We start from the raw sequence: 12,222 nt of genomic DNA on the forward strand, positions 1-12,222 counted from the left end.
ATAATATCCTCCATACCTTCTATTATAGAATACCATAAAGTCATCTGGCAATTCATTTCGAGTCAGGAAAAGTCGCAAAACTGCTGATTTTAATATTACAAATGTATTAAATATTTCTGTTGCTAAAAATCAATAGGTTTCCCGAAGCGAAAGTTGTTGCTTAATGTTCACATCCCACTTACACCATAAAGGTCTACCTAGCAGTACATCCCAAGCCCTAAGAATGCACGTTCGCTTTTTGTTTGTTACAGAATTATTACAAATAGTTGGTATAGTCCGTTTTCCCGTTTAGAAGCGTTCCCTTGGTATTTGTTTTTTAGGTAAAAACTGGGTAAACTTAGTATTAATCACTAATAAAATTAATTCTCAAATACTAATTACGTACTGGGATTTTCTGAAAAAAGAGAGGGGTTTTATGAACATGAAAAAAGCAACTATCGCGGCTACAGCTGGGATTGCGGTAACAGCATTCGCTGCTCCAACAATCGCGTCCGCAAGCACTGTAGTAGTTGAAGCTGGAGATACTCTTTGGGGTATCGCTCAAAGTAAAGGGACAACTGTTGACGCAATTAAAAAAGCAAACAATTTAACAACTGATAAAATCGTACCAGGTCAAAAATTACAAGTAAATGAAGTTGAGGTTGCTAATGCAAAAACAGAGAAATCTGTTAGCGCAACTTGGCTTAACGTCCGTACTGGCGCTGGTGTTGATAACAGCATTATCACATCAATCAAAGGCGGAACAAAAGTAACTGTAGAAACAACTGAATCTAACGGTTGGCATAAAATTACTTACAATGATGGCAAAACCGGTTTTGTTAACGGTAAATACTTAACTGACAAAGTAGCAAGCACTCCTGTAACAACTACTCAAGAAGTGAAAAAAGAAGCTACTACTCAACAAGCGGCACCTGCTGCTGAAACAAAAACAGAAGTAAAACAAACTACTCAAGCAACTACACCTGCTCCAAAAGCAGCAGAAACTAAAGAAACTCCTGTAGTAGACCAAAACGCTACTACATACACTGTTAAAAGTGGTGACACAATTTGGGCATTATCCGTAAAATACGGTGTTTCCGTTCAAGACATTATGTCATGGAATAATTTATCTTCTTCTTCTATTTATGTAGGTCAAAAAATTGCTGTCAAACAAACTGCTAACACAGCTACTCCAAAAGCCGAAGTGAAAACTGAAGCTCCAGCAGCTGAAAAACAAGCAGCACCTGCAGTAAAAGAAAACACAAACAAAACTACTGCAACTACTGAGAAAAAAGAAGTTACAACTGAAAAACAAACACAAGCAAAAGCTCCAGTAGAAGCTGCAAAACCAGCACCTGCTCCAGCTCCAGCACCATCAAAAAATACAAACACTAACACGAATACAAGTACACCATCTAAAAACACAAACACGAATGCTAATACTAGCCAAGGTTCTACAAACAATGCGAGCGCAAGTGCTATTATCTTAGCCGAAGCTCAAAAACACCTTGGAAAAGCTTATTCATGGGGTGGTAACGGACCAACTACATTTGATTGCTCTGGTTACACTAAATATGTATTTGCTAAAGCTGGTATCTCGCTTCCACGTACTTCTGGTGCACAATACTCTAGTACTACAAGAATCTCTGAATCCCAAGCAAAACCTGGTGATCTAGTATTCTTCGACTATGGTAGCGGAATTTCTCACGTTGGTATCTACGTTGGTAATGGTCAAATGATTAACGCGCAAGATAATGGCGTTAAATACGATAACATCCACGGCTCTGGCTGGGGTAAATATCTAGTTGGCTTCGGTCGCGTATAATTAATAACTTAAAGTAACCTGTGGAGCAAGCAGTTCGCTTCACAGGTTTTTTGTTGGAAATTTTATCTTAATGAAAGACGGTGCATGATGAAAAACCAAGTAAAAGTAAAAATCTTCCCTAAGTTCACAAAAGGCTATAAAGAAGGCTATCCTTTAATTCTTAAAGAACGTATAGAAAAATGGCCGAAAGAGTTACAAGAAGGCGATGTATTCGAATTAACAGATGCCAATGGCCAATTCATTGCCAGAGGATACCACGGAGAACAAAACAAAGGCAGTGGCTGGCTTTTCACATGGGACAAAAAACAACAACTAGATGAAGACTTTTTAACTGATTTAATTACCGCTGCTATCGAAAAACGTCAATTTCTTTTTGCAGATGACTCTACTACCGCATTTCGAATTTTTAATGGTGAAGGCGATGGACTTGGCGGTTTCACGGTTGATTATTATGACGGTTACCTTGTCATTCAATGGTACAGCTTAGGCATCTACGCTTTCCAAAAAACGATTCTTGATATCTTCCTATCTTTTCCCGAGATTAAAGGTATTTATGAAAAAAGACGTTTTCAAGAAGATACAAAAGATGATTTCGTTGCCGGCCAAAAAGCAACTTTCCCACTTATTATTAAAGAAAATGGTATTAACTACGCCACTTACTTAGATGATGGTTGGATGACCGGTATTTTCCTAGATCAGCGTGATGTAAGGAGACGTATTAGTGAAGACTATTCGGTTTCAAAAAACATCCTAAACACCTTTTCTTACACTGGGGCTTTTTCTGTAGCTGCTTTATTTGGTGGCGCAAGCAAAACGACAAGCGTAGATGTGGCTGGTCGTTCGCTTAGCAAAACAAAAGAGCAAATGGAAGTGAACGGATTAGATCCAAGTGGGCAGTCTATTATCGTTGAAGATGTTTTCCATTATTTCAAATATGCCGCGCGGAAACAATTAACATTTGATTTAGTCGTTGTCGATCCACCAAGCTTTGCACGCACAAAAAAAGTAACTTTCCGTGCAGCAAAAGATTACCCGGCTATGCTTCGTGAAATCATTGACATCACTGCTCCAAACGGTACTATCATTGCTTCAACAAACTACGCAGGATTTGGTATGAAAGCATTTAAAAAATTAATCGCGGAAGCCTTCCAAACTAGCGACCGTACTTATAAAATTGTCGAAACTCATTCCCTGCCTGCCGATTTTACAGTTAATAAAAACTTTCCAGAGGGAAATTATCTTAAAGTACTTTTTCTTACTTTGGATATTTAAAAAACCAGCGACCGGATATGGTCGCTGGTTTTTATTTATTTTTCACTGGTTGGTTTGGCAAAAAACTTTCAAACCAGCTGTATAAGTCGTCCTCTTCTGCTTCGTTAACATTATGCCCAACAAAATAGCTATGCTTTTCGACATTACAGCCCATTTTCTCGAAGAATTTAGCAATATCATCTGCTTCAGCAATTTGAACGACAGCATCTTCAATACCGTGGCCGATAAAAATACGCTTATCTTTCAACATTAAATTTGCAGGTCTATCTTCTATATAATACGGCAAACGCCCGCTTAATAAGGCTGCAGCTTTATACTGGCCACCGTAACTTTGCATTATCGATATCGTTAAAACAGCCCCTTGGTCAAATCCCACCAGAAAAACTTGTTCGCGATCAATCGAAACATAGTTATTACAAATTTCATCGATAAATTGCGCAACACGTAAGCTTGCATAATCTACCTCACGCGGATTAGGGTCCCCTTCTGTTACCATATGATAAAAGCCATAAGTAGGGCCATATTCAACGTCTCCACGCATGGAAACAACAACAAAGCGGTCCATTAATAATTCTAGCTGTCCCGCCATATCAAGCTCATCTCCGCCGAAACCATGGAGTGCAAAAATCACCGGGAACGTGTCCCCATCTTTTCTACCAATTGGTTCATAAATATCATACGCAAACATTCTCATCCTATACACCAGCCCTTACTATAACAGTTTTTTTAGTTCTTCTGCCTCTTCATCAGTTAGTGTAATCCCTTTGCCCATTTTCTCGTGATCGTCTGACCAGTCGCGGATATCGTATTTCGGTGGGCGTCCGTTCCAGCTCACTTTGTTTAATTCTTTCCGCCAGCCACGTGCATTTTCAGATAATACGCCAATTTCTTCTATAATTTCATATTCAATATTCGCCAAAATAATCCTTATCCTTTCCGGTGCTATATCTACCATACTATCAAATATTTACCCCAAATCACATCGAAACAATCGCAAATTCAAAAAAAGCATCCTTCCTACTAGAATTTTTGATTTGATTGCGTTACGATTGAGAAGGAATAAAGGGTTGGAGGTGCTTAGTTATGTCGACGGAAACAACAGATTATTTGCTAGAAACATGCTTAATGGCAGGCAAAATAATGATGGAAAGTGGCGCGGAAATGTATCGCGTAGAAGATACGATGAACCGCATTGCAACCGTCGCTAGTAATAAAAAAGGGATTAGTTTCGTGACGCCGACTGGGCTTTTTATGTCGCTTGAAGGAGAACGTAATGTGCAGTTACAGCAAATTCCGACAAGAACAATTAATTTAGAAAAAGTATCAATGGTCAATGAATTTTCTAGGGATTTCGCGGAAAAGAGAATTTCCTTGCAAGAATTACATACAAAGCTTGTTAATTTAGATAAAGATGTGCGCTATTTCCCTATTTGGTTGCAGATTATCGCAGCATCACTTGTTAGTGGATCGTTGATGGTTATTTTTGGTGGCGGTTGGTTTGATTTTATTCCAACTTGTATCATTGGTGCTATCGGTTTTATCATTTTTTATTATACGCAGATTTTTATGAAGGTGAAGTTCTTAGCTGAATTTTTAGCTTCATTAACTGTTGGTCTCTTAGCTGTTTTGACGATTTCGATTGGTTGGGGAATTAATTTAGATACGATGATTATTGGTGGCGTGATGCCGCTTGTTCCCGGGGTGCCGATTACGAATGCGGTTCGGGATTTGCTTGCTGGGCATTTGCTTAGTGGAATGGCACGCGGAACGGAAGCGCTACTTACTTCTTGTGCAATAGGAATTGGAATCGCGGTTGTTTTCCGCTTTTTCTTATAAAGGAGGCGCTATGATGGATTTAGTTTGGACAATTATTATTCAATTAGTGCTGAGTTATGTTGCGACTGTAACGTTTGCGATTATTACAAATGTGCCAAAAAGAGCGCTGAATGCTTGTGGTATTACAGGAACATTCGGCTGGATGGCTTACTGGACTTTAATGCAAATGGATTCTGGGACAGGAGCATCTTCCCTAGCCGGAGCTTTTGTGGTCGCTGTGCTGAGTCACTTTTTTGCGAAACATAAAAAAATGCCGATTACGATATTCAATGTTCCGGGAATTGTGCCACTCGTTCCCGGGGGACTTGCTTACCAAGCTGTACGGAATTTTGTGTTAGGTGATTATACGGAAGCGATTGGCTTTTCTGTTCAAGTTACAGTGGTTGCTGGCGCGATTGCAGCGGGGTTAATGCTCTCGGAAGTATTCAATCATAGTATTAGGGCATTTCGTGGACGGAAAGAACGTATTTAAAAAAGCAATCTCTAGACGAGATTGCTTTTTTATTATCGAATAATTTGATTTACTTATGGCTCAGGAATCAAAACTCCATAAACAAGTATCTGGTACGTAACCACCACATCTTCACTAGTCAGTATTCCTTCGCGATTGGCTGGTATACTTTGGTAGTTTTCCCATCTCTCAATCCCGGTACTACTGAAATCGGCATTTTGCGAAATAACATAGGGAATTTGTTTCCCTTGATCATCCAGTATATTAAAGGTCATTCTTTCTGGTAACGAATACGTTTCTCCTTCTTTAGCTGGAATAACAATATCAGGCACTGCTTCACCTTGATTATAAATTTGTTGATTGTAATTTAGTCTCATATGATATTGGTCTAAATTAGGATAAACAGGCACTAAACCGCCGTTTTTATAAGTTGTTAAATCCGTTAAAACAAATGGATTTCCATTCCTATCAACAAATTTAATTGTTATTTTAACATCTTGTGCTTCTTTCGTATAGATATACATTACTTCTGTAGCTTGATTAGTAAAAGTACCATTTGCATTGTTTGGCAGTTTCGTTGTATCCAATGTATATCCATCAATTTGTAATTTGTATTTATCTGTTGAAGCATCATATGGTTCGCCAATATTACCGCTAATTGTTTGTGGAGTATGGATTTGTTTTCCATCTTGGTCGAAGTATTTAACCATTACGGTAGCTACAGGTACTTTTTGATAAATATACGTAACAACTTGCGCTTTTTCTGTAAAAGTTCCTGTTGTATTTCCGTTCACTTCTTTTAATTGGTAGCCCTCGATATTTTTCGTTGCAGTCTGATATGGTTTGCCAATGTCGCCTTCGAGTGTTTCACTAGTCGCCAGTGAATTTCCTTGTTCATCCTGATAGTTTACAGTTACAGCCCCTTTTTCAACTACGGGTGGTGTATTATTTTTACTTGTGTGTATATATCCTACATACGTATACCCTTCCATTGATTCAGGTTGTTTCGTTTCTTTCGTTCCTTTTATGACTGTTCGAGATTCTTGGGTTTTTAAGTTACTATTTTCTGTTGCTTGAACGATTGATCCAACTAATAAGCTACTACCGCCAAGGACAAGAAGAAAAAGTAACAGCTGTTTGGCGTGTCTTTTTTTCAAAGTAAGAAGTCCAATACCACTTCCTAATAAAATAAACCCTAGGATGATTAAATAACTATTTGGGCCAACATCTCCCGCTTTTACTAGTGTCCCATTTTGATTATTATTATTGTCAGAAGTATTATCTGTATTTGTAGTTGGTCCTGATGTGTTTTTTTGATACACAAAGGAATAATTTTCATAATCACTTGTAAGTGTTTCGTTTGGATTTCCTTTGATAATACTATTTTTTTGCGTTGCTGTTAATGTGCTGATATCAATGTAACTGTACGTAACATTGCTCGTATCAGTTTCAGCAGCATTCACCGGTGGATTTTCAAAAAGAAAACCTGTGAAAAATAATATTACTGCGAATACGCAAAGAAAGTATTTTTTCCTCATAGTACTATCCCTCCTCATATAACTAATTTCTCATTCTAACTGCTCACTCTTCCTATCAAAAGGGAGAGCCAAACTCGCGCTTAATTGAGCTAAGCAATTATATATTAGGCAAAAAACATTATCAATGGGTTGAGATATGTCTATTTTGTGAACAAAAATATTTTTTTTAAACTATTTAAATAGTCTTATACTGGGAGTAATATTATTTCTTTCCACAGTTCCGTATAGCCTAAACAGCAGAACTATATTTAAAATCTGTACATAATTGGGCTAAGTATTATATAAGAATCCTAAATTATTATCAAGTATATAAATATGTCTATTTTGTGAACAAATCCATATTTTTATACAAATTACACCCAATAATAATTTAAACTGCTTTGATACTCAAAAAAGAAGCTAGATAAAATGATTTCTCACTTTCTCTAGCTTCTTTTTATTTTAACGTCTAGCTATATTCACTGTTGTAAACACGAATTTATCATAACGGTGGCGCGATCTGGAAAATTCAAACGCGAGACCATTGTTTAAATACACGGTTTGTTCTACTTCGACAACGGGATCATCCGAAGCGCAGTCGAGATACTGCTGATCAAGCAGTGTCGCTTTATCTGCGCGAATTTGTTTATACGAACTTGCAATTTTTAGGTTCAAATCGTCTTGAATATACGAATAAATTGATCCTTCTAAAATTTGCTGATTGATGCCTGGGATAACCCCAACTGGCATATACGTATGTTCTAGCACGTATGGTTCATCTTTGACCAAGCGAACCCGAAGAATATCATAGATTGGTGTTTCCATCTCGATATGAAGACGTTCGGCAATTTCTTCGGTTGGAAAAATGACTTTAAACTCAATTACTTTGCTAATAACTTTTTTTCCGTTCAAAAGTTTAGTGAAGCCATTTACTTCTTGATTGTGAATCTGTAAGCGGTCCGCGTCCAGTGCCGATTTGATAATGAAAGTACCATGTCCGCGTTTCCGGTATAGTAAGCCTTCAAGTACGAGTACCTCAAGCGCCTTTTTCATTGTCATTCGACTACAATCAAACTCTTTCGCCAAAGTTATCTCATCAGGAATAGGTTGATTTAGCGGATAGGCGTGATTCATAATTCTTTTGCGGATTTCTTCAGCAATAAAGCTATATTTCGTCTGGTTCTGAGCCACGGAAGTTCACCTCTTTACACATAATACTTTTATTTTATCACATTTAGTCTTCAAAACCATTGTTTTCTGAAAGTTCTTTGTACCAATGGCCGGATGCTTTCACGGTACGTTTGAAGTCATTGTCCAAATCAACTTCCACTAAGCCATAACGGTTTTTGTAAGCATTCGCCCAGCTCCAGCAATCCATGAACGTCCAAAGGTGATAACCATGACAGTTAGCGCCTTCTTCAATTGCTTTATGAAGCCATTTCAAATGACTCTTAATGAAGTCAATTCGGTACGTATCTTCAATCATTCCGTCTGCATTACGATAGCGACTTTCGCCTTCCACACCCATACCATTTTCGGAAATAAAGAACGGAATATTATCGTAGTTGTCGCGCAGATTAATCGCAATATCATAAATCGCTCTTTCGAAAATTTCCCAGCCACGATACGGATTCATTTTACGGTAAGGCATTTCATAATTATCAAAAAGATGTTCTGGCATAAATGGCGCATCCGGGTGAGCTGCGTATTCTTTCGCTTTCACACGGCGCGGCTGGTAGTAGTTCACACCAAGAATATCAATAATGTTGTTTTTAATAATCGCTAAATCCTCTTCCGTATATTCTGGAAGCGCATCATGCTCGCGGATAATTTCTACTAAATCAGCCGGGAATTCCCCTTTTGTAACAGGATCAAGGAAACTGCGGTTGAAAATTAGATCCGCAATATGAGCCGCTTTTAAATCAGCCGGATTTTGGCTTCTTGGATACGATGGTGTTAAGTTTAAAATGATTCCGATTTGGCCTTCTGGAATTTCCAGCGCGTGGAATTCTTTCACAGCAAGCGCATGTGCCAAAGTAGTATGGTAAGCAACTTGTGTCGCGCGTTTAAAATCAACGACATTCGGATAGTGCATATCATATAAATAGCCCGCTTCAACCGGAACAATCGGCTCATTAAAAGTAAACCAATGTTTCACACGATCACCGAATAATTCAAAACAAGTTTTCGCAAAAGTTGCATACGCGTCCACTACTTCACGGCTTTCAAAACCGCCTTTTTCTTGCATCGACATTGGCATATCAAAATGATATAAATTCATAAATGGTTCTACGTCATTTGCAAGCATTTCATCAATAACACGATTGTAAAAATCAACTGCTTTTGGGTTCACTTCGCCAATACCATCTGGAATAAGGCGTGACCACTGAATCGAGGTACGGAAAGAATTATGTCCCGTTTGCTTCATCAAAGCAATATCTTCTTTATATTGATAGTAAAAATTAGATGTATTTGTAGGACCAACATCATTAAAGAAACGACCTGGCTCTATTTTATACCAATGATCCCAAATGCTTGGTTTTCTGCCGTCTACATCTGCTGCGCCTTCTGTTTGTGGGCCGGATGCCGCACTTCCCCACCAAAAATTCTCTGGAAATTTATAAGTCATTTTTTTACCTCCAACTATTATTTGTTTTTATTATACCTTATTTATTTAAAAGTATAAACTTATTTATCCAAAAGTTTGTTTTTAATTTTTATTTCTTACACGTATTGCCAAAAATCGGCTAATCCGCTACAATAATAGAGTCGTATAAGTTCGGTAATATGGACCGTTCGTTTCTACCAGGCAACCGTAAAATGCCAGGCTACGAGCTATTGTAAAATTTAATAGGGATTTTTTTGCTATTTTTATTTATTATTCCCTTTTTTACCTAGGCTCTTTCCGTTATGTGCGACAACATAAATAGGGAGGCTTTTTTTAATGGATAAATTTTTCAAACTACGCGAGAACAAGACGACTATTCGGACAGAAATACTCGCGGGGCTTACGACTTTCTTGTCGATGGCTTATGTACTTTTCGTCAATCCATCCATGCTTGCAACAACCGGAATGGAATTAAAAGCAGTTTTCGTGGCAACGATTCTAGCTTCTGTTGTTGGATCACTTGCAATGGGACTTATTGCTAATTACCCAATCGGACTTGCTCCGGGAATGGGATTAAATGCGTTCTTTGCTTATACAGTTTGTGCGCAGTGGGGAATTCCTTGGCAAACCGCGCTAGCTGGAGTACTTGTTTCAGGTTTAGTGTTCATCTGTTTAACTCTTTCCGGAATTCGTGAAAAAATTGTAAATGCAATTCCAACTGAACTAAAATTCGCTGTTGGAGCCGGAATTGGCTTTTTCATCGCCTTTCTAGGTCTTAAAAATGCGGGAATTATCGTGCCAAATGAATCCACTATTTTAGCACTTGGTGACTTGCATTCTGGCCCGGTTTTACTAGCTGTTTTCGGGATTGTTATTACCGTGGCTTACATGACGATTGGTTGGAAAGGTGCGATTTTCTTTGGGATGGCGACGACTGCTATCGCCGGAATGTTATTTGGTTTAATTGACGTGCCTACACAAGTTGTGTCATCTGTACCAAGTATTGCGCCAACTTTTGGTCAAGCTATTATCCATTTGCCGGATATTTTCACACCGCAAATGTTGATTGTTATTTTGACATTTTTCTTCATTGATTTCTTTGATACCGCTGGAACGCTTGTTGCTGTTGCGACACAAGCCGGCTTTATAAAAGATGATAAAATCCCGCGTGCCGGTCGTTCACTTTTCTCTGACTCGATCGCAACTGTTTTTGGTGCGATTTTCGGGACATCGACAACCACTTCTTATGTAGAATCTACTGCTGGTGTTGCGGTTGGTGGTCGGACTGGTTTAACTGCCGTTGTTATCGCCATCTGTTTCTCGCTGTCACTATTCTTCTCGCCGCTTCTTGGTGTAATTACAAGTGCGGTTACGACGCCGGCGCTTGTTATCGTTGGGATTTTAATGATTGGAAATGTGGCTCATATTGACTGGACAAAATTCGAAGTAGCCGTTCCGTCCTTTTTCGTTATTTTAATGATGGTTCTTACTTTCTCTATTGCAACAGGTATCGCGATTGGCTTCATTTTCTACCCAATCACAATGGTACTTAAAGGTCGTTATAAAGAAGTTCATCCGATTATGTATGTGATGATGGTGCTGTTTATACTGTACTTTATGTTTGTCGTTTAGACAGCAAAAAAACCGGGGATTCCGCATCCTCGGTTTTTTCTTTTAATCGTAATACACTATCATGTAGCTTTTGCCTTTTTCCTCGTCATACCCTTGCACAAAATCGGTTTCTTCGAGCTGCTCTAAATCCTTCACGACAACCGAAATATTTTTGCCAAGTTTGATCGTTTTGCGAATTTTTTTCGATAATTTTTCACGTTTTTCTTCATCTAATTGGAACATTTCTGGAAAACGGACATTGTTTTCGCGTTCGAACGTATCGACCATTGTATTGAATTCGGTAATTTCCTCTGGTTTTTCAATCGTCGTACGGGCAAATTCAGCAATATTTAACGTCTCTTCCCCTGCCAAATATTCCGTCGTCGCTTTGACAAAATTAGATTTATCTAGCAGCGACTCCTCGCGTTGCTTAATATAATCCGTACAAACCTCCACAAAACCTTCCGTATAAAACTTCTCATCGGTAATCTTATCAATACTTAAAAACTTATCTTTCCAATAAACAGAATCACCACGGTTAAGCCGATCTAAAATCAACACTTTATTCCCCGTGTCATGATCCACATTAAAAATCAAACAACCTTTATCCAAATCTGTTCCAGTAATCCCTTTATCATAGCCAATTTGGAATTCTCTGCCATTAAAATCATTTTTCAGAAAGACTTCTTTGTTTTCGACTTTGAAAATTCCGATGCCATTTGTGAAATCACCATCAACGACGCAACCTTCAATAAAGAAAATCCAGACGTCACCACTTTTAATATTCGGGTGGGTTGTTTCGCTGTATAAATGCTCTAAAATTTTCTTCGATTCATCTAGAAACTCTTCCTCCGCTATAAACATATTTGCAGCAAAAGTTCGGACTTCGTTAAAATCCAAATCAGTTTCGTGACTAAATTGGTAATATTCATCTTTTGTAAATGGTTCTAAGAAAATAGAAGATAATGTTTGGTTCATTTCTGACCCGATATCAGCAAGTACATTCGCTGAGACTTCGGTTCCTTCTTCTCTCGCTTTATTTCCAGCAAAGTGGACCACGAGTTTCGTAATTTTTGCGTAAGAAAAATCTGGCATTCTTGTATCATCCTAACTTTTATAAAAT

The 12,222-nt window shown here is 38.2% G+C and carries 11 protein-coding genes and 1 riboswitch; of the genes, 5 read left to right on the top strand and 6 right to left on the bottom strand.

Features of this window, described 5'->3' with window-relative positions; genetic code table 11:
* The first annotated feature begins 421 nt into the window (after positions 1-421).
* Positions 422-1,804 (top strand): invasion associated endopeptidase, encoded by a 1,383-nt coding sequence (locus tag HCJ55_RS12515; protein WP_185518433.1) that lies wholly within the window; start codon positions 422-424, stop codon positions 1,802-1,804.
* Between the two features lie 87 nt (positions 1,805-1,891).
* Positions 1,892-3,076: a class I SAM-dependent rRNA methyltransferase gene (locus HCJ55_RS12520; protein ID WP_185518525.1), complete on the top strand. Its 1,185-nt coding sequence runs from the start codon at positions 1,892-1,894 to the stop codon at positions 3,074-3,076.
* A gap of 31 nt (positions 3,077-3,107) precedes the next feature.
* Here the strand turns inward: HCJ55_RS12520 and HCJ55_RS12525 are convergent, their stop codons facing one another.
* Both HCJ55_RS12525 and HCJ55_RS12530 read right to left on the bottom strand, forming a co-directional pair.
* Positions 3,108-3,764, bottom strand: a complete 657-nt coding sequence (locus HCJ55_RS12525) for an alpha/beta hydrolase (RefSeq protein WP_185518527.1) — start codon at positions 3,762-3,764, stop codon at positions 3,108-3,110.
* 24 nt (positions 3,765-3,788) lie between these two features.
* A complete protein-coding gene (locus HCJ55_RS12530; RefSeq protein ID WP_008947006.1) occupies positions 3,789-3,995 on the bottom strand; it encodes a YdbC family protein in 207 nt (68 codons plus the stop codon).
* A 164-nt stretch (positions 3,996-4,159) separates the two neighbouring features.
* Between HCJ55_RS12530 and HCJ55_RS12535 the strand changes: the two genes are divergently transcribed.
* Both HCJ55_RS12535 and HCJ55_RS12540 read left to right on the top strand, forming a co-directional pair.
* Positions 4,160-4,912: a threonine/serine exporter family protein gene (locus HCJ55_RS12535; protein ID WP_008947005.1), complete on the top strand. Its 753-nt coding sequence runs from the start codon at positions 4,160-4,162 to the stop codon at positions 4,910-4,912.
* A gap of 13 nt (positions 4,913-4,925) precedes the next feature.
* A complete protein-coding gene (locus tag HCJ55_RS12540) occupies positions 4,926-5,384 on the top strand; it encodes a threonine/serine exporter family protein (protein ID WP_003723383.1) in 459 nt (152 codons plus the stop codon).
* A 53-nt stretch (positions 5,385-5,437) separates the two neighbouring features.
* Here the strand turns inward: HCJ55_RS12540 and HCJ55_RS12545 are convergent, their stop codons facing one another.
* From HCJ55_RS12545 to gmuD, 3 genes are all read right to left on the bottom strand, one after another.
* Entirely contained in the window at positions 5,438-6,901 is a 1,464-nt protein-coding gene (locus tag HCJ55_RS12545; RefSeq protein WP_185518434.1) for a MucBP domain-containing protein, read from the bottom strand.
* Between the two features lie 441 nt (positions 6,902-7,342).
* Complete coding sequence (locus HCJ55_RS12550; protein ID WP_003721369.1) at positions 7,343-8,071, bottom strand: GntR family transcriptional regulator; 729 nt, start codon at positions 8,069-8,071, stop codon at positions 7,343-7,345.
* Between the two features lie 43 nt (positions 8,072-8,114).
* On the bottom strand, positions 8,115-9,509 hold the full coding sequence (gene gmuD / locus HCJ55_RS12555) for a 6-phospho-beta-glucosidase GmuD (RefSeq protein ID WP_046336136.1): 1,395 nt from the start codon (positions 9,507-9,509) through the stop codon (positions 8,115-8,117).
* A 120-nt stretch (positions 9,510-9,629) separates the two neighbouring features.
* A riboswitch (purine riboswitch) is annotated at positions 9,630-9,731 on the top strand.
* Between the two features lie 93 nt (positions 9,732-9,824).
* On the opposite strand from gmuD, the gene HCJ55_RS12560 reads away from it, so the two are divergent.
* A complete protein-coding gene (locus HCJ55_RS12560) occupies positions 9,825-11,120 on the top strand; it encodes an NCS2 family permease (RefSeq protein ID WP_008947001.1) in 1,296 nt (431 codons plus the stop codon).
* A 42-nt stretch (positions 11,121-11,162) separates the two neighbouring features.
* Here the strand turns inward: HCJ55_RS12560 and HCJ55_RS12565 are convergent, their stop codons facing one another.
* On the bottom strand, positions 11,163-12,194 hold the full coding sequence (locus tag HCJ55_RS12565) for a nucleoid-associated protein (protein WP_185518436.1): 1,032 nt from the start codon (positions 12,192-12,194) through the stop codon (positions 11,163-11,165).
* Between the last annotated feature and the right edge of the window lie 28 nt (positions 12,195-12,222).

It is taken from the genome of Listeria marthii, assembly GCF_014227425.1.
Lineage (GTDB): Bacteria > Bacillota > Bacilli > Lactobacillales > Listeriaceae > Listeria > Listeria marthii.